This is a genomic window from Variovorax durovernensis (genome assembly GCF_977011995.1).
Genome location: NZ_CDRNCW010000001.1, coordinates 2047840 through 2072855, shown reverse-complemented (window position 1 = coordinate 2072855; position 25016 = coordinate 2047840). Strand labels below are relative to the sequence as shown.

Sequence of the window (25016 nt, the reverse complement as noted above, 5' to 3'; positions counted from 1 at the left end):
CGAAGGTTGTCGAATGAGCGAATTCGTCGACAGCCTGCACGAGGTGTTCGAGCGCCTGGGCCGCATCCGCACGCGCCGCATGTTCGGCGGCCACGGCATCTGGCACGAGGACCGCATGATCGCCCTCGTGGCCAACGACACGCTCTATCTCAAGGCTGACGCCGAGAGCGCGCCGCACTTCGACGCGCTGGACCTGCCGCCCTTCACCTACGAGCGCCAGGGCCAGTCGATGCCGATGTCGTACCGGCTGGCCCCGGCGGACCTGTTCGAGGACAGGCACGAAGCAGCGCTCTGGGGCCGGCGCGCCTACGAGGCGGCGTTGCGCTCGGGCCAGCCGCCGAAACAGAAGAAGCCGCCTGCGAAGAAGACCGCAGCGAAGAAAGCAACAGCGAAGAAAGCCGCAGTGAAGAAAAAGACGACAACGAAAGCAGCCTCCCGGTGAGCGAGCAACACAAACCGGCACTCCCGCCCCTGCCCGAGCGCGAACAGATCGCACTGCTCGAACCATTCGAAGGCCTCGGCCTGAAAGACATCGTGGTCGTCGCCACGCTGCAAGACGCGGAGCATGCGGCCAGCGCGCTGCTGGCCGCCGGCATCGCCGGATTCGACACGGAATCCAAGCCCACCTTCGCAAAGAACGAGGTGTCGGGCGGTCCGCACGTGGTGCAGTTCTCCACCCGCGACACGGCCTGGCTGTTCCAGCTGCACCGCACCGATTGCAACCCCGTGGTGGCCGCGCTCATCGCATCGACCGAGCTGCGCAAGGTCGGCTTTGGGCTTTCGGGCGACCTCACGCTGATCCGCAACCGCCTCGGCATCGAGCCGAAGGCGGTGTTCGACATCGACGACGAATTCCGCAGGCGCGGCTACCGCAAGTCGGTCGGCGTGAAGGCGGCGGTGGCGCTGGTGTTCAACCGCCGCTTCATCAAGTCGCGCAAGGCGACCACCTCGAACTGGGCCAACAGGCAGCTCACCGAGGCGCAGATCCGCTACGCCGCGAACGACGCCTATGCGTCGATCCGCGTGTACGACGCGCTCTTCGGCAGCCGCTGACCCGCGCGCTCAGTCGCGTCCCGCCTCGATGATGGCCTGCGCCAGCCGCGCCGGGTTGGAGAAGAACATCTCGTGGCTGCCGGGGCACTCCACCAGCCTGAACAGCCCCAGCCGCTCCGACAGGCGCGGATGCCACGGCAGGCCGTGCGGCATCGCCGTGTCCTGCAGGCAGTTGACGTAGGACTTGCCCAGCGCCAGTGCGGCAAGCGGCTGCTTGAGCCGGATCTTGTCGGTGAAGGTGCGGTACGGATGCGGGTTGAGCTTGGCGTAGGCGGCGGTGGCCGTTTCGAAGTCGGCGTCGTTGATGAAGGCTTCGCGCCAGATCTCGAACGGCAAGGTCACGGCGTTGCCGTTGGCTTCGGCGACGGCATCGAACATCGTCACGTAGTGCGGCGGCACCATGTCGTTGAGCGATTCGCCGTCGAGCGGCACGAAGGCGTTGATGTAGACCAGCCGCTTCAGCCGCGGCGCGATGCGGTCCGCCACGCCGGAAATCACCATCCCGCCGTAGCTGTGGCCCACCAGCCGCACCTGCGTGAGGTTCTTTTCCTCGATGTAGCGCACGGCCGAGGCGATGGCGTCTTCCAGGCCGGTGTTCGCGCGGTCGTCACCGGGGTTGTTGCCCGCCAGCGTGGGGCAATACACGGTGTGGCCGGCTGCGCGCAGACCATCGGCCACGGCTTCGATCTCGGCGCCGGTGTGCCATGCGCCGTGAACCAGAACATAGGTATCTGACATGGATGTCTCTTTCGTTGTTGCGACGGATGAGGACTTTAGAAACAGCGGCCGGCTTTGAATAGCCCATGCCTGCCAGCCGGATGGCCGATTCGCGCCAAGGCCAAGGGCGATTGCATCCATTCAATTATTCAACGATACTTGAAATATGGAAGAAAACGACGTTGTCCGCTCCCTCGCCGCCTTGGCACAGCCCGTTCGCCTGCGCGTGTTCCGCGCACTTGTGGTCGCCGGCCCTGCCGGCCTGACGCCCGGCGCACTGGCCGAATCGCTCGAGGTGCCCGGCACCAGCCTGTCGTTCCATCTCAAGGAACTGATGCATTCGGGGCTGGTGTCGCAGGAACGGCAAGGGCGCAACCTCGTCTACCGCGCCGCCTTCGAGCAGATGAACGCCCTGCTCGGCTACCTCGGCGAGAACTGCTGCCAGGGCGAGGCCTGCGCCGTCGAGGCTCCGTCGGCATGCGGCTGCTGAGGCAGGCATGCCGACCGCCGTCCTGATCTTCGTCTTCACGCTCGTGCTGGTCATCTGGCAACCGCGCGGCCTGGGCATCGGCTGGAGCGCATCGCTCGGCGCCGTCATCGCGCTGCTGCTCGGCGTGGTGCAGCTGTCCGACATTCCCGTTGTCTGGGGCATCGTGTGGAACGCGACCGCCACCTTCGTCGCGGTGATCGTCATCAGCCTGCTGCTCGACGAAGCGGGCTTCTTCGAATGGGCCGCCCTGCACGTGGCACGCTGGGGCGGCGGGCGCGGCAGGCTGCTGTTCGCGTTCGTCGTGCTGCTGGGCGCGGCGGTGTCGGCGCTGTTCGCCAACGACGGCGCCGCGCTGATCCTCACGCCCATCGTGATGGCGATGCTGGCCGCGCTCGGCTTCACGCCTGCGGCCACGCTCGCCTTCGTCATGGCGGCGGGCTTCATCGCCGACACCGCGAGCCTGCCGCTGATCGTGTCCAACCTCGTGAACATCGTCTCGGCCGACTTCTTCCGGATCGGCTTCGGCGCGTATGCCTCGGTCATGGTGCCGGTGAACATCGCGGCGGTGCTCGCGAGCCTGCTGGTGCTGATGCTGTACTTCCGCCGAGGCATTCCGGCGCGCTACGACGTGGCCCGGCTCAAGGCACCTGCCGATGCGATCCGCGACCCGGCGACCTTCCGCGCCGGCTGGGCGGTACTGGCGTTGCTGCTGGTCGGTTTCTTCGGGCTCGAACCGCTGGGCGTGCCGGTCAGCGCTGTGGCCGCCTTTGGCGCGGTGGTGCTGCTGGCGGTGGCCGGGCGCGGTCCGGTGATCGGCATCCGCGGGGTGCTGCGCGGCGCGCCCTGGCAGATCGTGGTGTTCTCGCTCGGCATGTACCTGGTGGTGTACGGGCTTCGCAACGCCGGGCTCACCGGGCAGATCGCGGCGCTGCTCGATGTGTTCGCGCAAGGCGGCGTCTGGGGCGCGGCGATGGGCACGGGCTTTCTGGCGGCGGTGCTGTCGTCGGTCATGAACAACATGCCCACGGTGCTGGTCGGAGCGCTTTCCATCGATGCATCGGCCGCGAGCGGCGCGGTGAAGGAAGCGATGGTCTACGCCAACGTGATCGGCTGCGACCTCGGCCCGAAGATCACGCCGATCGGCAGCCTCGCCACGCTGCTCTGGCTGCACGTGCTCGCAAAGAAGGGCACGCTGATCGGCTGGGGCGAGTATTTCCGGGTCGGCATCGTGCTGACCCTGCCGGTGCTGTTCGTCACCCTGGCGGCACTGGCGCTTCGACTGAGCATCGCACTGCCATGAACCACATCACGATCTATCACAACCCCGACTGCGGCACGTCCCGCAACGTGCTCGCGCTGATCCGCAACACGGGTGACGAGCCCATCGTCATCGAGTATTTGAAGAACCCGCCAGACCGCGTCACGCTGCAGCGGCTGATCGCGCAGATGGGCATGCCGGTGCGCGACCTGCTGCGCCGCAAGGGCACGCCCTGCGACGAGCTCGGCCTCGACGATCCGAAGTGGACCGACGAGCAACTGATCGGCTTCATGCTGGCGCACCCGATCCTCATCAACCGGCCGGTGGTGGTGACGCCGCTGGGCACGCGCCTTTGCCGGCCGTCGGAAGTGGTGCTCGACATCCTCCCGCGCCCGCAGCAGGGTGCGTTTTCCAAGGAAGATGGCGAGCCCGTCATCGATGCGGAAGGCCAGCGTGTCGCCCGTCCCTGACCTGCCCAACCTCGACCCGGAGGCCTTCCGCCTGCCCGGGCTGCACTCTCTGCTGCCCGCGCAGCGCGCCACGCATGCGCCGCGCATCCTGCTGCTCTACGGCTCGCTTCGCGAACGCTCCTACAGCCGGCTGCTGACCGAGGAAGCCGCGCGCCTGCTGAGCGCCATGGGCGCCGAGCCCCGCATCTACGACCCGCACGGCCTGCCCCCGCCGGACGGCGCGCCCGAAGACCACCCGAAGGTCAGCGAACTGCGCAGCCTCGCGCAGTGGGCCGAAGGCATGGTGTGGACATCGCCCGAGCGGCACGGCGCCATGACCGGCATCATGAAATCGCAGATCGACTGGATCCCGCTGTCCGTCGGTTCGGTACGGCCCACGCAGGGCAAGACGCTGGCTGTGATGGAGGTGTCGGGCGGTTCGCAGTCGTTCAACGCGGTGAACCAGTTGCGCGTGCTCGGGCGCTGGATGCGCATGCTCACGATCCCCAACCAGTCGTCGGTGGCCAAGGCCTTCATGGAGTTCGACGAGGCAGGCCGCATGAAGCCTTCGCCGTACTACGAGCGCGTGGTCGACGTGATGGAGGAGCTGGTCAAGTTCACGCTGCTCACGCGCGACTGTGCCGGCTACCTCGTCGACCGCTACAGCGAGAGGCGCGAAAGCGCGGAGGCTCTTTCAAAGCGAGTGAACCTGCGGGCCATCTGAACGCGCGGCGGCTGCCGGCTCAGCGCCGGCGCCGCAGTTCCCCCGGTGTGGCGCCCAGATGCGCACGGCACTGGCGCACGAAGTGCGACGCATCCGTCAGCCCCACGCGAAAGCCGATTTCCGCGATGCCCAGCCGGTCGAAGCGCGCATCGCCCAGCATGCGGCGCGCCGCCGCCATCCGGAAGCCCGCCAGCGCGCTGGCGAAGGTGATCGCGCCTTCACCGTTACCGACGCCGCAGGCCAGGCAGCGGTGCAGGCTGCGCTCCGAAATGCCCAGCCCGCGCGCCAAGCTTGCTGCGGTGAGGCCGGGCTCGGCATGCCGCTCGCGCGTGGCGTCGAGCACGCGGCGGCGCAGCGCCTCCCGGCTCTTGTCGGGCGCGCTCGCCGGCACCTGCCCGGTCGCCAGCGCCAGCAGGCCGCCGAGCTGGTCGCTCAGCAAGCCGGCAGGCAGCGGCGGCTGCACTGCAACCTCGGGCGTCAGCTGCCGCAGGAAGCCGCACAGCGCGCCGCCCCACCCGGCCTGCCCGTCGATGCGCCTCGCCACCTGGTCGCCGGCATCGGGTATCCATTCGTCGACCCAGGCGGTCGGCAATTCGAGCGAGAGAGTGTCGGCCGATTGCAGCAGGTGAAATTCGTAGCGCCGGCGCGAATCGACCAGCACCGCGTCGCCCGGCAGCAGCCGCGCGGAGCGGCCGTCCTGCACCGTCACCCAGGCCGAGTCGGTCTTGCAGAGCAGGTAGAAGTAGTTGTGACGGCTCTGGGCGATGGCGCGGCGGGTGCGGTAGACGTCCTGCGCGCTGCCACGCACCCGGTTCACGACGATGGGCCCGAGCGGCGCCGACTCCAGCGTGGCGCCGAAGCGCCCGGCCTCGGGGCTGGTCACGTCCATCTCGAGGAAGCCCTCGCACACCGCGCCCACCCAGTAGTCCAGCCGCTGCGCGGGCGGCACGGCGTCGGTCGACCAGCGGCAGATGGCATTGCTCATGCGCGCCAACATACCCAAGCCGTGCTCGCTTGCCAAGCGGGTATAGACCGCCTCCGACTGCGGCCCTTTCCCGACCCCGGCAAAATGGTTCTCGAACCAAACCCCGTGCGCGGAGCGCTCCGCCCGCGCACATGAATGAAAGTAGGGCCATGAGCAACAAAAGCGATTTCGGACTGATCGGCCTGGCAGTGATGGGCCAGAACCTCGTGCTGAACGTGGAAAGCCGCGGCTTCCAGGTCAGCGTATACAACCGCACCGAAGCCACCACCGAAGCCTTCATTGCCGCCAACCCAGGCAAGAAGCTGGTCGGCACCAAGACGCTCGAAGAGTTCGTCCAGAGCCTGGCCAAGCCCCGCAAGATCCAGATCATGGTCAAGGCCGGCGCACCGGTCGACCAGGTGATCGAGCAACTCATTCCGCTGCTCGACAAGGACGACATCGTCATCGACGGCGGCAACAGCCTCTACACCGACACCGAACGCCGCGACGCCTACCTGAGCAGCAAGGGCCTGCGTTTCATCGGCGCGGGTGTGTCGGGCGGCGAGGAAGGCGCGCGCAAGGGCCCGTCGATCATGCCGGGCGGCCCGCTTTCCACCTGGGAAGTGATGAAGCCGATCTTCGAGAGCATCGCGGCCAAGGTCGACGGCGAGCCGTGCGTCATTCACATCGGCCCCGGCGGCGCGGGCCACTACGTGAAGATGGTGCACAACGGCATCGAGTACGGCGACATGCAGCTCATCTGCGAGGCCTACAGCCTGTTCAAGGCGGCCGGCTTCAGCACCGACGAAATGGCCGCCATCTTCAACGAGTGGAACGACGGCGAGCTGCAGAGCTACCTGATCCAGATCACAGCCAAGGCGCTCGAACAGAAAGACCCGGAAACCGGCAAGCCGATCGTCGACCTGATCCTCGACAAGGCCGGCCAGAAGGGCACCGGCCAGTGGACGCTGATCAACGCGGCCGAGAACGCGGTGGTCATCAGCACCATCAACGCCGCCGTGGAAGCGCGCGTGCTGTCGTCGCAGAAGAAGGCGCGCGTGGCGGCCAGCAAGCTGCTGCAGGGGCCGAAGATCGAGCTTTCGCTCGAGAAGAAGGCGCTCGTGGCCAAGGTGCACGACGCGCTCTATGCCTCCAAGGTCATCAGCTACACGCAGGGCTTCGACCTCATCAAGACGATGGGCGACAAGAAGGAATGGAAGCTCGACCTGGGCGGCATCGCATCCATCTGGCGCGGCGGCTGCATCATCCGCGCGCGCTTCCTGAACCGCATCACCGACGCCTTCCGCACCGACCCGGCGCTGGGCAACCTGATGCTCGACCCGTTCTTCAAGGACCTGCTCAATCGCACGCAGCAGAGCTGGCGCGAAGTGGTGGCGCTGGCGGTGAGCAACGGCATTCCGGTGCCGGCCTTCAGCGCATCGCTGGCCTACTACGACAGCTATCGCACCGAGCGCCTGCCGGCCAACCTGCTGCAGGCACAGCGCGACTTCTTCGGCGCCCATACCTACGAGCGCATCGACAAGCCCGAAGGCCAGTTCTTCCACACCGACTGGCCCGAAGTCATCGGCTGAACGCGCGCCATTGACCGCGGGGAGTCGCTTCACGCCGACTTCTCCCGGACTTCATGGGACGCCCCATGGACCTGCCAGAATCAAAGCCATGCGCTGCCGTGAGCAGCGCTGCTTTCATGCCGGGAGGGACTCATGGACCGAAGAAGAAAATGGTTTGCAGCGGGCATCGCCGCAATCGTGCTGGTGGGTGCGGGCGTGGCCATCGTCAAGATGCGGCGGCCGCATTTCGACGGCGACATCAACGCCCTGGCCGTGGACTTGTCGAAGCCATTCGCCTACGTCTCCACCCCCGCGCTCTCGCGCCTGCCGCGCGACATCGTGCAGTCGCCCGTGGTGCGTGACGTCCTCACTGAAGATTTCGCCTTCTATTACGAAGACCAGGAAGACCGGCTGAGCCTGCGCGGCGCGATCAAGCGCATTGCGTACGAGCGCGAAACCACCTGGACCGACCAGCTTCTGGCCACCGCCCTGGACGAGCCGGCCGAAATGGCCTGGTGGCCCGATGCCAAGGGCGCCCCCCGCTACTGGGCAATGACCATGACGCGCGGCGCAGTCGCCACGGCGCTGCAGGGCATGGCAAGCATTGCCGCCAAGGATTCGCAACTGAGCATCGTCGGCACGCTGCGGGCCAACGGCAGCGACGTCAATGCCTATGCGCTGGTGCTGTCGCCGCGCCGCACGCTGGTGCTGCTGTCGCAGGGCAACCGCGTGGTGGTGCTGAGCGATCCGGGCCTGCTGTTCAACGGCGAGGGCCAGGCCAGCGCATCGGCCCTGGAGGTAGTCGAGGGCCTGCTGTCGGGTGATGCCCGCGCGCAATCGGCCTGGCGCCGCGGCTTCGGCCTGGGGGAGCAGGATGCGGCCGGCAACTCGGCGATCGTGGCCGATGCGCGGCTGCTGTCCTTCGGCTATCAGCACTTCTTTCCGGGCGTGCAGGCCGTGCGCTTCGATGTGGCGCAGAACGGCGCCACGCTGCGCACGGCCGTGCGCGTGAAAACCGCAGGCACCTTGCCGGCCGCGCCCGGCGACCGCGAGCTGTGGTCGGCCCTGCCGGCCAACCCCGCGGCCTGCACGATGCTGCCCGTCGAGTGGACGCAGATGGAGCAGCTGATGGCGGACGCACCGCCGCCGGCATCGGCCACCGAAGGGAACAAGGCCGCCTCGCCGCCGGATGCCGCGGCAATGAAAGCCCTGGTCGCGCAATTCGAAGGCCCCGCCGCCATCTGCTGGTACGCACGCTCGCAGTTGCACACGCCGCTTTTCGTCGCACAGCTGAAGGCTTCTGCCGACCCCAAGACCGATGCAGCGCTTGCCAGCCTCGCGAGCTGGGTGATCTCCAGCAGTGCCGAGAGCACAGACGAAGCCGCAGCGAAGCCCGGCGTCGCCAAGTGGCAAAGCAAGGTGAAGGGACCGTGGGGTCCATATGCCAACGGCGACGACAAGGCCTACAAGCCCACCCTGGCGCGGCAGGGTCGCTGGATCGCCTTTTCGCCCGACGACAAGCTGGTGGAACTGGCGCTGAACACGCAGGCCAAGCGATACCCCGGCGTGGCCGACACGCTGCCGCCAGCGGGCGGCACGACGCTGGTGGTCGGCGCACCCGCGCAGATTGCCGACCTGCTGCAGCGCGAAGCCATGGCCGTGTTGCCCGCCGACCAGGAAATCCTGCGGCAGGCGGCGCGCCAGCACCTGGTGCCGCGCCTCGATGCACTGCGCAAGCTGCCACCGGCACGGGCCGTGGCGCAAGGCGCTGGCGACGGAAACGGCTGGGTGCCCGTCGAGTGGCAAGCGATGTCGGCGCCGTCTGCGTCATCGACGAAGCAACCCAAGTGAACCCCGCTTCCAATACGGCCGGCATCAGCCGCCGGACGGCGCTCGGCCGGGGCGCGGCGCTTGCCATTGCCTCCGCCATGCCCGCACTGCCCGCCATATCGGCAACGGCAGCAGCAGCCAGCACAGAAGCCCCGACGCTGGACCGCGAACAGTCCTCGCGCCTGCGCGACTGGATGACCCTGCTGATCCACGAACAGATCGAGCGCGGCCCCACGCCGCGCTGGACACACCGCGACTGCGCGGGGCTGGTGCGCTTCTCGGTGGCCGAGTCGCTGCGCGAGCATGACGTGGCCTGGCGCCGCGCCAACGGCCTGCTCGCGCGCCGCCTGCCGCCCGACATCGACCCGGCCGCCGCGGCCCCGCTTCGCAACACCTGGCGGCGCGCCGACGGCACGCGCGATGCCTACGTCGGCGCGCTCGATCTGGTGCAGGAAAACACGCGCTTCGTCTCGCGCCAGCTACAGCAGGCGCTGCTCGGCGACATGCTGTTCTACGACCAGGGCGACGAGCAGCACCTGATGGTGTGGATGGGCAACTACATCGCTTATCACACCGGCCGTGTGCTGCCGGGCGACAACGGCCTGCGCGCCGTGCGCGCCACCCAGCTGCTCGGCTGGAGCGACACGCGCTGGCGCCCCGCCGACGACAACCCCAATTTCGCCGGTGTCTACCGGCTGGCCTTTCTCGCACGATGACCATGCACACACCAGTCCAGTCCCTGTGGCGGCGCCTTTTTCCGCTGGCACTCGCGGTTGCCACCGCATGGGCCGCGATGCAGCCGCTTGCGGCGGGCGCGGCCGCCGACCCGCAACCCCAGCCGCTGGAAAACAGCCGCACGCCCTACACCGGCGAGCCCTTCTTCCTGCTTTCCGACGCCACCTTCGCCAGCGACCAGACCGCCCTCGTGCGCCTGGAAGTGAACCAGCCCTCCGCGCTGGAACAGGTGGGCGGCGTGGACGTGCTGGTCTACCGCATTCCTGACGCCCTGCCCTTCCTGCAGAAGCAGAAGAACCTGCACCGCGTGCAGGTGGGCGCGCGCGCCGCCGACGAAGGCCTGGCCAACACGCTGACCCACCTGTGGGACAGCTGGGTGGTCAAGTCGCGCCTGGCATGGCAGCAGATGTTCTCGTCCAGCGCGCGCCGCGCCGTCACGCAGCAGGCGCCCGAACTCAAGACACCCGCCAAGCTGACGCAGCCCTCGGTCTTCGAGGAGCCCCGGCAGTTCCGCCCGATCCCCGGCCTGCCGGTGGTGGAGCGATTTCGCTATCCGGTGCACAAGGCCAAGGCCATCGGCCTGCCCAAGGGCGTGAAGCTCGAAGGCTCCAGCAGCGAATTCATCACCGCCTCGGACGGCAATGTGTTCGTGCCCGTGGGCAAGCGCGCTCCCGGGCTCTATCTGGTGGAAGCCATCAGCGGCCAGTTCCGCGCGACCACGCTGCTGTTCGTGTCGGACACCGTGGCCATCACCAAGGTCTCGGGCGACCAGATGCTGGTGTGGGCGGCGCAGCGCGCGGCGGGTGCGCCGGTGCCCGGCACCAAGGTGGTGTGGACCGACGGCGTCGGCGTGCTCAAGAGCGGCGAGGCCGACGGCCAGGGCCTGGTGAAGCTGGACCGCAAGTCGCCCGAGCAGACCTACGTGTTCGGCCAGGACCCCGCGGGCGGTGTCTTCATTTCCGAAAATTTCTACTACGACAGCGAGATCTACAACGCCAAGGTCTACACCGTGACCGATCGCCCGCTGTACCGCCCGGGCGACTGGGTGAACGTGAAGGTGAGCGGGCGCGAGTTCCGCAGCGCGCGCGAATCCGTGGCGCTCAAAGACGCCGACCTGGCGCTCGCGGTGCTCGATCCGGCCGGCCAGCTGGTGCATGCGCAGAAACTGGCCTTCTCCGGCGCCAAGGGCGCGGACGCACGCTTCCCGCTGCCCGACAACGCCGTGGCCGGCGGCTACGAACTGCGCCTGGCCATGGGCGGCGACACCTACACTGCGGCCTTCCGCGTGGCCGACTACCAGAAGCCGCACTTCGACATCGTGCTGCTGCCCGAGAAGGCCGACTTCAAGACCGGCGAGCCGGTCGGCGGCAAGCTGCAGCTGAACTACCCCGACGGCAAGCCGGTGGCGCATGCGCGCATCAGCCTCACGGCGCGCTCGCAGAAGCTCGCCATGGTGAACGGCGAGCTCGACTACGCCGGCCAGTTCCCGGTGAAGCTGCAGCAGGCCGAGCTGGAGACCGACGGCGACGGCATCGCCAAGTTCTCGCTGCCCGCGGCCACCGAAACCAGCCGCTACCTGCTGACCGCATTGGCCACCGACGGCGCGGCCTACCGCGTTCGCACTTCGCGCGAAATCCTGGTGGAGCGCGGCGCGGCTTCGTTCCGCCTCGCGGCCGACCGCCAGTTCTCGCAGCCGGGCCAGGCCGTGGCCTTCAAGTTCGCGGCCAGCCAGCGCGCCGGCACCACGACGGCAGCGACGGTGGCGGATACGCAAGCGGTGCAAGCACGCCCCGCCACTTGGCAATGGGTGCGCCTGGAAGACCGCTCCAGGCAGTCCGGCCCCATGCCTTCGGGCGACACGCTGTCGCTCAACTTTCCGCAGCCCGGCAGCTACACCGTCTCGCTGCTCGACGACAAGGGCCGCATCGTCGGCGGGGCCAGCCATTGGGTCAGCGGCGACGGCGTGAAGGCGCCCGCCGGCAGCGTCGGCATGGTGCTCGACCGCGCGAGCTACCGCGCGGGCGACACGGCCCAGGTACTGGTGAGCTTTCCCGAGCCGGTGGACAACGCCCTGCTGACGCTGGAGCGCGACCGCGTCGAGGCCACCGCGCTGATGGGCCGGGGCGCGGACTGGATCAAGAGCGAGCGCGTGGCCCCCACGCAGTGGAAGTTCACGCTGCCCGTGCGCGACGTCATGAGCCCCAACGTGACGCTGTCGGTGGCCTACGTGAAGAACGGCGACTACGTGTTCCAGAACCAGGGGATCATGGTCGAGCAGGAGCGCATCGTGCTGGCCTTCACGCCCGACAAGGCGGTGTACGAGCCCGGCGAGACGGTCACCATCGACGTCAGCGCCAGGCTGGCCGGCAAGCCCGTGGCGACCGACCTCGCGGTGGGCGTGGTCGATGAAATGATCTACGTGCTGCAGCCCGAGATCGCCCCGGCCATCGGCGACTTCTTCTACCACCCGCGCCGCAACAACGTGCGCACCAGCGCCAGCCTGTCCTTCATCGGCTACGACCTCGCCACCAGCAAGCTGGGCACGCTGCCGGGCGCGCGCCAGGTGAACGACCGCGCGGTGAAGGTGCTGGAGCGGCCGCGCCGCGACAACATCGACACCGCCGCCTGGGAGCCGCGCCTCGCGACCGATGCCTCGGGCCACACCCGCTTCAGCTTCACCATGCCTGACTCGCTCACGCGCTGGCGCATCACCGGCCGCGCCATGAGCGCGGACGGCGCGGTCGGCCAGCAGGTGAGCTGGGTGCGCTCAGACAAGGCCTTCTACGCCAAGTGGACCAGCCCCGACTGGCAGCGCCAGGGCGACAAGGCGCAGGCCTCGCTCGCCCTCTTCAACCAGACCGGGCGCGAAGCCAAGGTCGAATGGACCGCCAGCGGCGCGGGCGTGGAGCGCAAGGACACGGTCACAGTGCGCCCGGGCGTCAACTTCATCGCACTGCCGCTGGCCGCCGGCGAGGCGGACAAGTCCGGCGCGGTCAGCGTCACGCTGCGCCAGGACGCCCGCGTGGTCGACAAGCTCGACGTGCCGGTGCGCCGTGTCCCGGTGGCCTGGCGCGCACCGCGCGGCAAGTCGATCGACCTTGCCTCTGGCAGCACGGCGCTGGCCCTGCCGGCCGATGCGTCGCGCGTGCGCGTTTCGCTGGCGCAGGATGCCGCGGCCGGCGCCTTCAGCCAGCAAGTGGACGAGCTGATCGCCAACCCCTACGGTGGCGTCGAACAGACCGCCAGCCGCATGCTGCCGCTTTCGATCGCGCTGCAGTCGCTTTCGCCGGCGCAGCAGCCGCTGGCACCGGCGCTGACGCAGCGCCTGGCCACCGCGCGGCTGTCGCTCGCGCAGATGGCGGGTCCGCAAGCCCAGTTCGGCTGGTGGGGCCGCAGCATGCCCGCCGATGCCTTCCTCACCACCTATGCCTACTACGCCGACTGGCGCGCCACCCAGGTGCTGCGCGTGACGCTGCCGGCCTCGAACTGGCAGCGCCTGCTCGATGTCTATGCGAAGGAAGGCCAGAAGCTGCCGCCGCTGCAGCGCGCGCTGGCGCTCTCCTGGATGCAGGAGATGGGCTTGCCCGTGGGCTCGATGGCTGGTGGCCTGGCCGAGCAACTGGCAGCCCAGTCGGCCAGCGAAGCCGCGCAGCGGGCGCAACGCCGCGGCAGCCTCGTCATGGTGGACGGCGCCGCGCCCGACACCCGCGACATGGCACTGGTGCTGGCGGTGCAGACCGCCGGACCCGCGGTCGCCAGCGCCAAGGCCCGCGCCGCCGCCGACGAAGCCGCCGCGCGCCTGGCCGGCGTCGATACGCCGCTGGTGCAGGCGCTGCTGATGGCCACGCAGCGCGCCGGTGCCGACAAGGCCGCCGCGGTGCTGGGCGAGGTGCGCGCCGATGCGCCCTCCATCGACCGCGCGCAGACGCTGCTGTGGCTGCAGCGCGCCATGGGCGGCAACAGGCTCGCGGCCAGCGAAGGCACACCCGCCCTGGCCTCGCCCTGGGTGCGCGCCACCGACGGCGGAGGCACCAGCTGGCGCCTGCCCCCGGACACCGCGGCGCCCGCCACGCTCGACCTGCCTGCCGGGCAGAAGGCGGCCTGGGCCTTCGTGAGCTACGAGAGCAACGAAACGCAGGCGCCCGCGCTCGATGCCAAGGTCGAGCGCACGCTCTGGCGCGTGGTCACCGAGCCGCGTCCTGCGCCGCAAGCGCCAGCAGCAGCCACGCCGGGCCAGCCCGCAGCGGCGCCGAGCGCGCCCGTCTCCACGGTCGACGACGGCCGCATCACGGTGAAGCTCGAAGCCGTGAAGCCCGGCACGCCGCTGGACACCAACGCGCTCTACCTCGACCAGCTCACCGTGACGGCGCCGAAGGCCATGCGCTGGAGCCTCGTCGAAGCCGCCCTGCCGCCAGGCGCTGCCGTGGAAGAAAGCACCTGGGGCATCGACATGGCCGACAGCGCGGGCAAGCTGCAGCCGATGGAACGCGCGCAGAGCCAGGCCACCGCGCAGGGCTATGCCGTGCCGGTGGAGTCGCTGGTGGCCGGCACGCCGCTGACCGTCCGCCACCTGGTTCGCTTCTCGCAGCGCGGCACCTTCAAGCTGCCGCCCGCACGGCTGTTCCGCATGTACGAGCCCGAGGCCAAGGCCTTCGAGGACGGCGGGCGCTGGGCCAGCGTCGAGGTGCGCTGACATCATGAAAGCGGCCGGGGTGCTATCGCGACTGAAGGTGTACGGCGCCGGCGCGTTCGCATGCGCGGTCGCGCTGGCCCTGCCGGCCTTACCGGCCTCCCCGGCATTTGCGGCCCCGCCTTCGACGGCGTCGCCGCGCCTGGCCTGGCTCACGGACGAAGGCATGGTCGCGGTCGAACGCACTCCGCGAGGCACCGTGCCCGTGCCGCAAGAAACCAGTGCGTTGCAGACGCCGCTGGGCAGCACATGGAAGCTCTTCGTCTACAGCTACCTGAGCATCAACGCCACGCAGGAACCGGTCTACCGCTGCGCCAGCATGCAACGCCGCACCGACGACGAGTACTGCTGCGATCCGGGCGGCAGCATCGGCCGCGAGCAGGCACTGGCCCAGTCCTGCGGCCCCTACTTCGACCCCGCGCGCGTCGGCGTCAATGCCGCCGACTGGACGCGCTTCTGGCGCGACAACGACGCCCCCGCCTGGCTGCAGCGGCTGGACGCCATGAAGCCGGAGACGCGCGTGCCCGTGTCCGACCTGCTGTCCGCGCTGCGCCAGATTCCCGCGCCGGCCCGAACGGCCGCGCGCCAGGCCCTGCAGCCCGTTACCGTGCGCGATGACGAGGTGCTTGCCGCGCTGGGCGGCGGCCCGCGCTTCAAGACCTGGTCATGGCGGGAAGGCACGCAGCCCGTGGGCGGCGCGGCCGGCTGGCTGGCAGACGGCACCCCGTTCTGGTTCGGCGACACCGGCACCAGCCGCAGCGCGTTGCGCGCCCAGGCGAAATGGATGGCCGGGCAATGGGCAGCGCACGGCCTGGCATCTCCTGTGCCGGACGCGGCGGCCCTAGCCGCGCAGCCTTGCGTCGCCGTCGACTTCTTCCAGCGCTACCCCATTGCCAGCGTGCAGCGCGCGCTCCCGGGCAACACTGCCGCCGCGCCGGCCGGCCCGTTGCGCGGGCGCTATCGCATCGCCTTCCAGAACGGCTCGCAGTTGGTGATGGAAGCCGTGCCGGCCCAGGTGCTGCGCTACGGCTCGGACAGCCCGCGCATCGCCGCGCGCCTGCCGCTGGAGGACTACGTGGCGCGCGTGGTCGACCGTGAAGGCGACGCGCGCGAAACCGAAGCCGCCCGCGCGCTCGCGGTGGCGGCGCGCAGCTACGTGCTGCAGAACGCCAGCGAGACCGAAGGCTGCCGCCAGATCGCCGACGACAGCCGCACGCAGCGCGTCGGCCCGAATCCGCCGACCGCCGCGGCGCGCGCCGTGGCCGCCTTCACCGAAGGCCTGGTGATCGACGGCCAGGCGGTCAACTATCACAGCAACCGGGCCTCGCCAGGCGTCATGTCGTGGCAGGCCGCGGTCGCTGCCGGGCGCGAGGGCCAGCCCTTCGGCGCCATCCTGCGTACCGCTTACCCGCGCGGCGCGCTGGCGCCGTTCCGGGCCGAGACCGACTGCACGCCGGTGCCCGAAGCCCAGCAATGGCTGGCCGACCGCCAGCGCCGCTGGCGCCAGGTGCTGCGCGCCCAGGCTGGTTTCCAGCCGGTCGACGACACGCTGCGCGTGTGCCTGCTCGCCATGGGCGTTCCGCATTCCGATCAACGGCGCCTGGTGATCCGGGTGCGCGAGTGGCACAGCCGCGAGGGCCGCGTCACGCTCATCCACGAATACCTGCACCTGGCCTTCCGCGACCATCCCCACGGGCAGGACGAAACCTTCATCGAACGGCTTGCGCAGCAACTGGCAGACTCATGAAAACCTCTTCACTGGCGCAGCGCGCCGCCTTCGCCGCCATCGGCTTTCTCGCAGCGCTTGCCGGCCTGCCGGCGCAAGCCCAAACGGTGCTCGACACACCGCGCGGCGGCTGGCGCAACGCCCCGGCACAGCAGCAGGACTTCGTGCAGGAAGTGCACTACCCGGCAAGCAGCGTCAACGCCAACGGCCGCTCCGAGGCTTCGCTGATCCGCGGCCGCATCGCCGCCACGCCCAAGACGAACGACCCGAAGGGCACGGCCCCGCGCACACCCGCGCGCCTCATCGTGGACGGCATCGCCATTCCGCTGCTGACCGACGAGAAGGGCAACTTCGCGCGGCCGTGGTCCTTCGGCTCCGGCAGCCACGGCGTGGAAGTGCGCTCGCCCAACGGCGAAGTCGCGCGGTCGCAGTTCTACGAGACGCAGGCCAACCGCGTGCCCGTCAAGCTGCGCATCGTGCTGAGCTGGGACAGCGACAACACCGACCTCGACCTGCACGTGGTGTCGCCCGACGGCCAGCATGTGTTCTACGGCGCGCGCGTGGCCCCCAACGGCGGCGCGCTGGACGTGGACGTGACCACCGGCTTCGGCCCCGAGATCTTCGCCACGCCCAGCCCGGTGCAAGGGGCCTATCACGTGTTCGTCAACTACTTCGGCGCCGGCGAGCAGCGCGACGCGGTGATCACCGCGCAAGTGACGATCCTGCAGGACGAAGGCACGCCCAAGGAAAAGCAGCAGGTCTTCCGGGTGCCGATGCGCAAACCCGGCGAACTGACGCTGGTGCATTCGTTCCTGGTGCCCTGAAGCCTCCTGAAGCCCCCTGAGGCAAAGGCAGGGCATGTCTCGTTGACCTGCCGTGGGGTGCGTGGCAAAACGCACCCATGGCAACGCGGGCGCCCCACGGCTACCCCGCCCGTCTGGCCGAAGACTGGCGGCTCGCCGACGGCACGCCGGTGCGCATCCGCCCGATCCGTGCCAAAGGCCTCGCCATGCACTCGGCCTTCGTGGCGGGCCTGTCGAACGAAACCGGCTACCGCCGCCTGCTGTCGCCGCGCAAGCCCCAGCCGGACGAACTCTGGCGCATGACCCACATCGACTACGACCGCGAGCTGGCGCTCATCGCGACCACCGTGGTCGACGGCGCCGAGCAGCAGATGGGCGTGGCGCGCTACGTGCGCGGCGACACACCCGAGACGGCGCACGTCGCCGAATTCGCCGTGGTCAGCGCCGGCAACGTAGCCATTTGGTAAAGCGCGACAGCCGGCCCGACTGGGCCAGCAAACTTAAATCTACTTCCTTATGATGCGAAACCTTTTTCCGTCGGAAGCAGAGAGCCCCCTCCATGGTCCAGCTTGCGTTGCGTCGTCCGTACACCTTCATCGTCATGGCGATGCTGATCGTGCTGGCCACGCCCTTTGTCCTGGCGCGCATGGCCACCGACATCTTTCCGGAAATCAATATTCCGGTGGTCAGCGTCATCTGGAACTACACCGGCCTGCCGGCGCAGGAAATGGGGCAGCGCATCTCGGGCCAGGTCGAGCGGGGCCTGACCACCACTGTGAGCGACATCGAGCACATCGAGTCGCAGTCGCTGGCGGGCGTATCGATCATCAAGGTGTTCTTCCAGCCCACGGCCAACATCGAGATGGCGATCTCGCAGGTGGTGGCCTCGATGCAGGCGCAGGTGCGGCAGCTGCCGCCGGGCATCACGCCGCCGCTGGTCATCAAGTATTCGGCTTCCAGCGTGCCGGTGATCCAGCTGGCGCTGTCGAGCCCCACGCGCTCTGAAAACTCCCTGTTCGACGCCACCGTCAACCAGCTGCGCCCGCAGCTCATCACGGTGCCGGGCGCGGCCATTCCCTTTCCCTACGGCGGCAAGAACCGGCTGATCTCGGTCGACCTCGACACCCAGGCGCTGCAGGCGCGAGGCCTCTCGCCGGCCGACGTGGTGAACGCGGTGAACACGCAGAACCTGATCCTGCCCTCGGGCACGGCCAAGTTCGGCGCCACCGAATACAACGTGAAGATGAACGGCTCGCCCGACGCCATCGCGGGCCTGAACGACCTGCCGATCCGCACGGTGAACGGCGCCACCACCTACCTGCGCGACGTGGCCTATGTGCGCGACGGCTTCTCGCCGCAGACCAACGTGGTGCGCCAGGACGGCGTGCGCGGCGTGCTGCTGTCGGTGCTGAAGAACGGCGGAGCCTCCACGCTGGACATCGTGTCGAACATCCGCGCCATGCTGCCCATCGCCGCGCAGACGATGCCTGAAGACATCAAGATCACGCCGCTGTTCGACCAGTCCGTGTTCGTCAAGGCCGCCGTGAAGGGCGTGGTGTTCGAAGCCATCCTGGCCGCCGCACTCACCGCCGCGATGGTGCTGCTGTTCCTGGGCAACTGGCGCAGCACGCTGATCATCGGGCTGACGATTCCGCTGTCGATCCTGGCGTCCATCCTGGTGCTGTATTCGCTGGGCGAAACGCTCAACCTCATGACCCTGGGCGGGCTGGCGCTGTCGGTCGGCATCCTGGTCGACCAGGCGATCGTGACCATCGAGAACATCGAGCGACACCTGCACATGGGCACGCCGCTGAAGGAGGCCATCGAGGTCGGCGCGGGCGAGATCGGCTCGGCGGCCTTCGTCTCCACGCTGTGCATCTGCATCGTGTTCGTGCCGATGTTCTTCCTCTCGGGCGTGGCGCGCTTCCTGTTCGTGCCGCTGGCGGAAGCCGTGGTGTTTGCCATGCTGGCCTCGTACCTGCTGTCGCGCACGCTGGTGCCGACGCTGGTGATGCTGCTGATGGGCGGCTCGCACGGCCCGCAGCAACAGCCGGCCGGAGGCGCAAGGCAGAGCGTGCTGCAGCGCCTGTACCGCGCCTTCGACCAGCGCTTCGAGCGCGTGCGCCGTGCCTACACGCTGGTGCTGTCGGCGGTGCTCTCAAAACGCGCCGGCTTCATCGGCTTGTTCCTCGGCTTCTGCCTGCTGTCGTGCCTGCTCTACCCGGCGCTGGGCCGCGACTTCTTCCCGACCGTCGATGCCGGCCAGATCCGCCTGCACCTGCGCGCGCCAACCGGCACCCGCATCGAAGAAACCGCACGCCTCACCGACCAGGTCGAAGCCGCCATCCGCGAGCTGGTGCCGCCCGACCAGCTCGAAACCATCCTGGACAACCTCGGCATTCCCAACAGCGGCATCAACCTGTCGTACAGCAACGCCGGCACCATCGGCACCTTCGACGGCGAGCTGCTGCTGTCGCTGAAAGAGGGCCACAAGCCGACCGAACAGCACGTGTCGCTGCTGCGGGCCGAGCTGCCCAAGCGCTTTCCGGGCATCGAGTTCTTCTTCCAGCCGGCGGACATCGTCACGCAGATCCTAAACTTCGGCCTGCCAGCGGCCATCGACGTGCAGTTCAGCGGCAACGACATGGCCGGCAATGCGGCGCGCGCGGCCGAACTGACCAAGGCGATCCGGCAGATTCCCGGTGCGGTCGATGCCCACGTACACCAGCGGCTCGACGGCCCAGCGCTGAGCCTGCAGATGGACCGCACGCGGCTGCAGCAATACGGCCTGACCGCCTCGAACGTGGGGCAGAACGTGCTCATCGCGCTGTCGGGCAGCTCGCAGACGGCGCCCGCCTTCTGGCTGAACCCGGCCAACGGCGTGGTCTACAGCATCGCGGTGCAGACGCCGCAGTACACGGTCGATTCGCTCGATTCGCTGCTCAACATTCCGGTGGGCGCCAGCGGCGGCGCGGGCGGGCCCGGCTCGCAGCAGTTGCTGGGCAACCTCGTGAGCACGCAGGCCGACCGGCAGCCGGCCGTGATGTCGCGCTACAACATCGCGCCGGTGATCGACGTGTACGTGAGCGTGCAGGGCACCGACCTGGCCAGCGTGGCCTCCAAGGTGCAGAAGCTGGTCGACGAGATGCGGCCCAAGCTCTCGCGCGGCAGCCGGGTCGACATCCGCGGGCAGGTGCAGACCATGCAGTCGTCGTTCATCGGGCTGGGCGTGGGGCTGGCGATGGCCATCGTGCTGGTGTACCTGCTGATCGTGGTCACCTTCCAGTCCTGGCTGGACGCGGCCATCATCATCACCGCGCTGCCGGCCGCGCTGGCGGGCATCGCGTGGATGCTGTTCATCACCGGCACCACGCTGAGCGTGCCGGCGCTCACGGGCGCGATCATGACCATGGGCGTGGCAACGGCCAACTCGATCCTGCTGGTGTCGTTTGCGCGCGAGCGGCTGCACGCGGGCATTCCGCCGCTGTCGGCCGCGCTGGAAGCTGGCGCCACCCGCATCCGGCCGGTGCTGATGACGGCGCTGGCAATGATCATCGGCATGATCCCGATGGCGCTGGGCCTGGGCGAAGGCGCCGAGCAGAACGCGCCGCTGGGCCGCGCGGTGATCGGTGGCCTGGTCTTTGCCACGGTGTCGACATTGTTTTTCGTACCCGCCGTGTTCGCGGGGGTGCACAGTCGGCTTGCTCGCCGCAAGGCGGCGCGTGAAGCACAGCATCAACCGCCAGCGGGCGCAGCGCCCCAGGAGAACTAAAGCCTTGACCCCCACGCTCATTCACTTCGTGTATTCGCTGCCCCCCGAGGGGGCCGCAGCTCGCCTTGGGAGCGGCCCGGCGCCGAGCTGGTCATGACGGAGCAACGCCACGCGGCATTGACCATCCATCCCACCGGCGACAGCGACGGCGAACTGCTGCGCCGCCGGCAGATCGTGCGGCGCACGCGCTGGCTGGTGCTGATCGTTCTCGTGCTGCTGGGGCTAGGCGCGGCGCGCACCGTGTTCGTGCGCATCGCCAACGCCCGCGCGCTCGAAGCGGGCACGACCGAGCGCGCGAAGCAGTACGTGCAGACCGCCCTGCCCCGCGTGCCCACCGCCGGCCAGACGCTGTCGCTGCCGGGCACGCTGCAGGGCTTCGTGCAGTCGCCCATCTCGGCGCGCGCCAGCGGCTACCTCAAGCGCTGGACCAAGGACATCGGCAGCCGCGTCGAGAAGGGCGAGCTGCTCGCCGAAATCGAGACGCCCGAAATCGACCAGCAGCTGTCGCAGGCCGTGGCCGCGCGCGCACAGGCCGCCTCAGGCCTGGAACTGGCGCGCAGCACCGCCGACCGCTGGGAGGCGCTGCGCAAGAAGGACGTGGTCTCGCAGCAGGAGCTGGACGAACGCCGCAGCGCAGTGGCGCAGGCCACCTCCAACGTGGCTGCAGCCGACGCCAACGTGCAGCGGCTGAAGCAGACCGAGGGCTTCAAGCGCGTGGTGGCGCCGTTCGCGGGCGTGATCATGCGGCGCAACGTGGACGTGGGCGACCTCATCGACGCGGGCGCGGGCGGCGGTGCCGGTCGCGCGCTTTTCCTGCTGGCGCAGACCGATCCGCTGCGCGTGTACATCAACGTGCCGCAGGCCTACGCCCAGTTGGTGAAGACCGGCCAGCCCGTGGTGGTGACGCAGGCCGAGCTGCGCGGCCAGACCTTCAAAGGCCAGGTGGCGCGCACCGCCGGCTCCATCGACACGACCACGCGGATGATGCAGGTCGAGGTGTCGCTGCCCAACAGCGACGGCGCGCTGCTGCCGGGCGCCTACGTGCAGGTGTCGCTGCCGCTGGCCGCGAGCCGCACGCTCTCGGTGCCGTCGAACGCGCTGCTGTTCCGCGCCGAGGGCACGCGCATCGCGGTGGTCGATGCACAAGGCCGCGTCAACCTGCGCGCCGTGACGCTGGGCCGCAACTATGGCGAGAACGTCGAGGTGATCGACGGCCTCGAGAAAACCGACCGCATGGTGCTGAACCCGTCCGATTCGCTGGCCGAAGGCGACGTGGTGGCGGTGGCGCCCGAAGCGCCGCCGGCAAAGGCTCCGACGCCGAAGGCCCCGGCGTGACGCCGCCGCGCCTGTCCGCTCCGCTCGCGCTGCTGGCCGCCATGCTGCTGGCGGGCTGCGCGGTCGGCCCCGACTACAAGACGCCGGACACGCCGCTGCCCGTCAGCTGGAAGCTCGAAGAACCCTGGCGCGTGAGCACGCCGAGCGATGCAGCCGACAAGGGTCCATGGTGGCGCCGCTTCGACGACCCGCAGCTCGACGCGCTGCAGCAGCAGGCGCTGGCCGGCAGTCCCACGCTGGCCATCGCCAATGCGCGGCTGGCGCAGGCACGCGCCACGCTCGCGGCCAATGCGGCCGGCCAGTATCCGCAGGTCGGCCTCGGCACCCGCGCCTCGCGCCTGAGGATCTCGGCGAACCGCCCGCTCACCAACTACTCGACGCCCAATTCGACGACCGTGCAGAACGACTTCGCGCTGTCGCTCAACGCGAGCTACGAAGTCGACCTGGCCGGCCGCGTGCAGCGCACGGTAGAGGGTGCCAAGGCGTCGGCGGAGCAATCGGCCGCCGACCTGCAGAACACCCGGCTGCTGCTCAGCGCCGACGTGGCCAGCAGCTACTTCAACCTGCGCTCGACCGACGTCGAACTCGATGTGCTCACCCGCTCCATCGCGCTGCAGCGCCGCGCGCTCGAACTGGTGACGGCGCGCCACGACCTGGGCGCGGTGTCGGGCCTGGACGTGGCGCAGCAGCAGGCGCTGCTGGAGACCACGCTGACGCAAGTCGACGTGCTGAGAAAGCAGCGTTCGCAGTACGAGCATGCGCTGGCCACGCTCACCGGCACGCCGGCGCCCAGCTTCTCGCTGCCGGTGGACCTGCGCGAGATCAGGCCGCCGGCCGTGCCGCTGGGCGTGCCCTCCGAGATCCTGCAGCGCCGGCCCGACGTGGCCTCGGCCGAACGCGCGATGGCCGCCGCCAATGCGCAGATCGGCGTCGCCACCGCGGCCTTCTACCCGAGCATCTTCATCTCGCCCACCGTGGGCGTGGACAGCCGGATGATCGAGACGCTGTTCAACGGCCCGAGCCTGCTGTGGTCGGTGGGCGTGTCGGCCACGCAGGTGCTGTTCGACGGCGGGCGCATCCGTGCCAACGTTGATTTCGCGAAGGCCGGCTACGACGTCACCGTGGGCAACTACCACCGCACCGTGCTGACCGCGATGCAGGAAGTGGAAGACGGCATCACCGGCCTTTCCGCGCTCGACAGCGCGACCGCACAGGCGCAGGCCGCCGTGACGGCCGCGCGCCGCGTGCTGGACATGGCCACCAGCCGTTATGAAGGCGGCGCGTCGACCTACCTCGACGTGATCACCGCCCAGCAGTCGCTGCTGACGGTGGAACGCCAGGCCGCGCAGCTGCGGGGACAGCGGCTGCTGACCGCGGTGTTCCTGGTGAAGGCGCTGGGTGGAGACTGGTGCGGCGCGGATGAGCCCGGCAGGGCCCCGGCATCGTCGTGCCCCGCCGTCGGCACCGACCGCACTGCAAGGGCTGGCTGAGCGGCGAAGCGCTCTTCTTCAGAATTCCAGCACCTGGTCCACGTCCTGCGTCTTGCGGCGCGCCAGGGCGAGGTTGGCGCGCTGCTTGTCGAGCACGACGTAGAGAAAGACCCCCTCCTTCGATGCCGAGGGGCGGATGATGTGGTACTGCTTGCCGAGCGTGATCAGCACGTCCTCGATCACGTCGCTCAGGCCCAGCGCGCGCATGGTCTTGAGCTTGGCGCGCACGACTTCCGTGTTGCCGGCGGCGGCGATTTCCATGTCCACCCCCGATCCCGCGGCGCCGAGGATCATGCCGCTGCCCGAGTCGACGACGGCAGCGCACATGGCGCCGTCGATGGTGAGGATGTCGTCGAGCGTCTGCTTGATGGATGCCAAGTTTTCTCCAGTCGAATGGTTGGAAGGGTTGCTGCGTACCGCAAGGAAGCCCGCGCGCCACGCAAACACGCGCGGGAAGATCTGCTCCGTTGCGCTATGCCTCGGCGAGGGCCCTGGCAAGCTGGGCGGCGCGGTAGGCCACCAGCGCCGGGACGGCGCTGTCGCGGGCCAGCACGTTGATGACGAGTTCGGCGTCGCGGCGGTGCACGCTCTGGAACACCGCGAAGCCCGAATCCGTCAGCACCAGCACGCTCTCGCGGCGGCCGAGGCGGGCCTCGTCGCAGACGACGCCGCCTATCGCCACGATGGAGCTGCCCATGGCCGCCAAGCGGGCCGGGTCGGCATCGCCGGTGGTCGCGCAAGCCACGTCGAAGCCGTCCAGCGTGGCAACCACGGCGGCCGTCACGCCCGTCAGCTCGTCGACCAGCTTTTGCACTTCGCGCTGCGCGTGCGCCGTGGCCGTCCTGGACAAACCGTGTGTGGAACTCACCCTGTCTCCCCCCGCATGTCGGCTTCGAGTTGCATCAGCAGCGTGTCGATCAGCAGGACCACGTCGGCCCTGTTTCGCACGTCCACGCCAAGAATCGGAATCACCCGGCCCGTGGCCGTGAGTCGTTCCGCATAGTCGTCGAGGGTCGGCACGGGGTGTGTCTGCAATCGCCCCACGCCGACGACGCAAGGCAGCGTCCACAGGGCTCCGGCAAAGCCCTGCATGTAGGTCGACAGGTCGTCCAGCGGGTCGGGGCGCGAGTTGTCCGTCAGGACGATCAGGCCCAGTGCCTTCCTGGCGAGGATCTTCCAGAGAAAGTCGAAGCGGGCCTGCCCCGGCGTGCCGAACAGCCGGACGCGGTCGCCGTTGTCCAGCGTGAGCTGGCCGAAGTCGAGGCCCACCGTGGTGAATTGCTTGTCGATCGACGTGTCGGAGTTGGGCACGTCGGTCATGACCGGCGCGATTTCGCTCACGCGCCCGATGGCTGTCGTCTTTCCGGCGCCGACGCTGCCCGTGATGAGGATCTTGTACTCCTTCATGG

The 25016-nt window shown here is 69.1% G+C and carries 21 protein-coding genes; 16 read left to right on the top strand and 5 right to left on the bottom strand.

All coding sequences use genetic code 11. The annotated features are described in order from the left end of the window. Positions 1–13: 13 nt before the first annotated feature. Complete coding sequence (locus tag ACWV14_RS09845; protein ID WP_454907073.1) at positions 14–442, top strand: TfoX/Sxy family protein; 429 nt, start codon at positions 14–16, stop codon at positions 440–442. Further along, entirely contained in the window at positions 439–1053 is a 615-nt protein-coding gene (locus ACWV14_RS09840) for a 3'-5' exonuclease (RefSeq protein WP_454907075.1), read from the top strand. The genes ACWV14_RS09845 and ACWV14_RS09840 overlap by 4 nt, the downstream gene beginning before the upstream one ends. A gap of 9 nt (positions 1054–1062) precedes the next feature. On the opposite strand, the gene ACWV14_RS09835 is transcribed toward ACWV14_RS09840, so the two are convergent. Further along, entirely contained in the window at positions 1063–1791 is a 729-nt protein-coding gene (locus ACWV14_RS09835) for an alpha/beta fold hydrolase (RefSeq protein ID WP_454907076.1), read from the bottom strand. A 145-nt stretch (positions 1792–1936) separates the two neighbouring features. Between ACWV14_RS09835 and ACWV14_RS09830 the strand changes: the two genes are divergently transcribed. Genes ACWV14_RS09830 through arsH form a run of 4 tightly spaced genes read left to right on the top strand, consistent with a single transcriptional unit; the run spans position 1937 to position 4691 of the window. After that, positions 1937–2260: an ArsR/SmtB family transcription factor gene (locus tag ACWV14_RS09830; RefSeq protein WP_454907078.1), complete on the top strand. Its 324-nt coding sequence runs from the start codon at positions 1937–1939 to the stop codon at positions 2258–2260. A 7-nt stretch (positions 2261–2267) separates the two neighbouring features. Further along, the gene (locus ACWV14_RS09825; RefSeq protein WP_454907080.1) at positions 2268–3560 is read left to right on the top strand and encodes an arsenic transporter; all 1293 of its coding nucleotides are present in this window, start codon (positions 2268–2270) and stop codon (positions 3558–3560) included. Next, a complete protein-coding gene (gene arsC / locus ACWV14_RS09820; protein ID WP_454907082.1) occupies positions 3557–3988 on the top strand; it encodes an arsenate reductase (glutaredoxin) in 432 nt (143 codons plus the stop codon). The genes ACWV14_RS09825 and arsC overlap by 4 nt, the downstream gene beginning before the upstream one ends. After that, on the top strand, positions 3957–4691 hold the full coding sequence (gene arsH, locus ACWV14_RS09815; protein ID WP_454907084.1) for an arsenical resistance protein ArsH: 735 nt from the start codon (positions 3957–3959) through the stop codon (positions 4689–4691). Before arsC ends, arsH begins: the two co-directional genes overlap by 32 nt. Positions 4692–4710: 19 nt before the next feature. Here the strand turns inward: arsH and ACWV14_RS09810 are convergent, their stop codons facing one another. Beyond that, positions 4711–5676, bottom strand: a complete 966-nt coding sequence (locus ACWV14_RS09810) for an AraC-like ligand-binding domain-containing protein (protein WP_454907086.1) — start codon at positions 5674–5676, stop codon at positions 4711–4713. A 149-nt stretch (positions 5677–5825) separates the two neighbouring features. Between ACWV14_RS09810 and gnd the strand changes: the two genes are divergently transcribed. From gnd to ACWV14_RS09760, 10 genes are all read left to right on the top strand, one after another. Then, positions 5826–7247, top strand: coding sequence for a decarboxylating NADP(+)-dependent phosphogluconate dehydrogenase (gene gnd, locus ACWV14_RS09805; protein ID WP_454907088.1), 1422 nt, complete (start codon positions 5826–5828; stop codon positions 7245–7247). 132 nt (positions 7248–7379) lie between these two features. Then, positions 7380–9077, top strand: a complete 1698-nt coding sequence (locus tag ACWV14_RS09800) for a DUF2138 family protein (RefSeq protein ID WP_454907090.1) — start codon at positions 7380–7382, stop codon at positions 9075–9077. Between the two features lie 77 nt (positions 9078–9154). Beyond that, the gene (locus ACWV14_RS09795) at positions 9155–9772 is read left to right on the top strand and encodes a DUF1175 family protein (RefSeq protein ID WP_454907836.1); all 618 of its coding nucleotides are present in this window, start codon (positions 9155–9157) and stop codon (positions 9770–9772) included. Beyond that, a complete protein-coding gene (locus ACWV14_RS09790; RefSeq protein ID WP_454912709.1) occupies positions 9769–14484 on the top strand; it encodes an MG2 domain-containing protein in 4716 nt (1571 codons plus the stop codon). Before ACWV14_RS09795 ends, ACWV14_RS09790 begins: the two co-directional genes overlap by 4 nt. 4 nt (positions 14485–14488) lie before the next feature. Beyond that, a complete protein-coding gene (locus ACWV14_RS09785; RefSeq protein WP_454907092.1) occupies positions 14489–16228 on the top strand; it encodes a DUF2300 domain-containing protein in 1740 nt (579 codons plus the stop codon). Further along, positions 16225–17031, top strand: coding sequence for a YfaP family protein (locus tag ACWV14_RS09780; protein ID WP_454907094.1), 807 nt, complete (start codon positions 16225–16227; stop codon positions 17029–17031). The genes ACWV14_RS09785 and ACWV14_RS09780 overlap by 4 nt, the downstream gene beginning before the upstream one ends. A 77-nt stretch (positions 17032–17108) precedes the next feature. After that, on the top strand, positions 17109–17477 hold the full coding sequence (locus ACWV14_RS09775) for a hypothetical protein (protein WP_454907096.1): 369 nt from the start codon (positions 17109–17111) through the stop codon (positions 17475–17477). A gap of 92 nt (positions 17478–17569) precedes the next feature. Then, the gene (locus tag ACWV14_RS09770; protein ID WP_454907098.1) at positions 17570–20782 is read left to right on the top strand and encodes an efflux RND transporter permease subunit; all 3213 of its coding nucleotides are present in this window, start codon (positions 17570–17572) and stop codon (positions 20780–20782) included. A 93-nt stretch (positions 20783–20875) separates the two neighbouring features. Next, positions 20876–22117 carry an efflux RND transporter periplasmic adaptor subunit gene (locus ACWV14_RS09765; protein WP_454907100.1) on the top strand — a complete coding sequence of 414 codons (1242 nt, stop codon included), beginning with the start codon at positions 20876–20878 and terminating at the stop codon, positions 22115–22117. Between the two features lie 41 nt (positions 22118–22158). After that, positions 22159–23607, top strand: a complete 1449-nt coding sequence (locus ACWV14_RS09760) for an efflux transporter outer membrane subunit (RefSeq protein WP_454907837.1) — start codon at positions 22159–22161, stop codon at positions 23605–23607. Positions 23608–23625: 18 nt separating this feature from the next. On the opposite strand, the gene ACWV14_RS09755 is transcribed toward ACWV14_RS09760, so the two are convergent. From ACWV14_RS09755 to ACWV14_RS09745, 3 genes are all read right to left on the bottom strand, one after another. Continuing rightward, the gene (locus ACWV14_RS09755; RefSeq protein ID WP_454907102.1) at positions 23626–23985 is read right to left on the bottom strand and encodes a hypothetical protein; all 360 of its coding nucleotides are present in this window, start codon (positions 23983–23985) and stop codon (positions 23626–23628) included. A 94-nt stretch (positions 23986–24079) separates the two neighbouring features. Further along, on the bottom strand, positions 24080–24475 hold the full coding sequence (locus ACWV14_RS09750; protein WP_454907104.1) for a roadblock/LC7 domain-containing protein: 396 nt from the start codon (positions 24473–24475) through the stop codon (positions 24080–24082). Beyond that, the gene (locus ACWV14_RS09745) at positions 24472–25014 is read right to left on the bottom strand and encodes a GTP-binding protein (RefSeq protein ID WP_454907106.1); all 543 of its coding nucleotides are present in this window, start codon (positions 25012–25014) and stop codon (positions 24472–24474) included. The genes ACWV14_RS09750 and ACWV14_RS09745 overlap by 4 nt, the downstream gene beginning before the upstream one ends. Positions 25015–25016: the final 2 nt, after the last annotated feature.

Coding starts and splice junctions, on each gene's coding strand:
- ACWV14_RS09845 (WP_454907073.1), top strand. CDS start 14: ATGAGCGAATTCGTCGACAGCCTGCACGAGGTGTTCGAGCGCCTGGGC.
- ACWV14_RS09835 (WP_454907076.1), bottom strand. CDS start 1,791: ATGTCAGATACCTATGTTCTGGTTCACGGCGCATGGCACACCGGCGCC.
- ACWV14_RS09830 (WP_454907078.1), top strand. CDS start 1,937: ATGGAAGAAAACGACGTTGTCCGCTCCCTCGCCGCCTTGGCACAGCCC.
- ACWV14_RS09825 (WP_454907080.1), top strand. CDS start 2,268: ATGCCGACCGCCGTCCTGATCTTCGTCTTCACGCTCGTGCTGGTCATC.
- arsC (WP_454907082.1), top strand. CDS start 3,557: ATGAACCACATCACGATCTATCACAACCCCGACTGCGGCACGTCCCGC.
- arsH (WP_454907084.1), top strand. CDS start 3,957: ATGCGGAAGGCCAGCGTGTCGCCCGTCCCTGACCTGCCCAACCTCGAC.
- ACWV14_RS09810 (WP_454907086.1), bottom strand. CDS start 5,676: ATGAGCAATGCCATCTGCCGCTGGTCGACCGACGCCGTGCCGCCCGCG.
- gnd (WP_454907088.1), top strand. CDS start 5,826: ATGAGCAACAAAAGCGATTTCGGACTGATCGGCCTGGCAGTGATGGGC.
- ACWV14_RS09800 (WP_454907090.1), top strand. CDS start 7,380: ATGGACCGAAGAAGAAAATGGTTTGCAGCGGGCATCGCCGCAATCGTG.
- ACWV14_RS09795 (WP_454907836.1), top strand. CDS start 9,155: ATGCCCGCACTGCCCGCCATATCGGCAACGGCAGCAGCAGCCAGCACA.
- ACWV14_RS09790 (WP_454912709.1), top strand. CDS start 9,769: ATGACCATGCACACACCAGTCCAGTCCCTGTGGCGGCGCCTTTTTCCG.
- ACWV14_RS09785 (WP_454907092.1), top strand. CDS start 14,489: ATGAAAGCGGCCGGGGTGCTATCGCGACTGAAGGTGTACGGCGCCGGC.
- ACWV14_RS09780 (WP_454907094.1), top strand. CDS start 16,225: ATGAAAACCTCTTCACTGGCGCAGCGCGCCGCCTTCGCCGCCATCGGC.
- ACWV14_RS09775 (WP_454907096.1), top strand. CDS start 17,109: ATGGCAACGCGGGCGCCCCACGGCTACCCCGCCCGTCTGGCCGAAGAC.
- ACWV14_RS09770 (WP_454907098.1), top strand. CDS start 17,570: ATGGTCCAGCTTGCGTTGCGTCGTCCGTACACCTTCATCGTCATGGCG.
- ACWV14_RS09765 (WP_454907100.1), top strand. CDS start 20,876: ATGACGGAGCAACGCCACGCGGCATTGACCATCCATCCCACCGGCGAC.
- ACWV14_RS09760 (WP_454907837.1), top strand. CDS start 22,159: ATGCTGCTGGCGGGCTGCGCGGTCGGCCCCGACTACAAGACGCCGGAC.
- ACWV14_RS09745 (WP_454907106.1), bottom strand. CDS start 25,014: ATGAAGGAGTACAAGATCCTCATCACGGGCAGCGTCGGCGCCGGAAAG.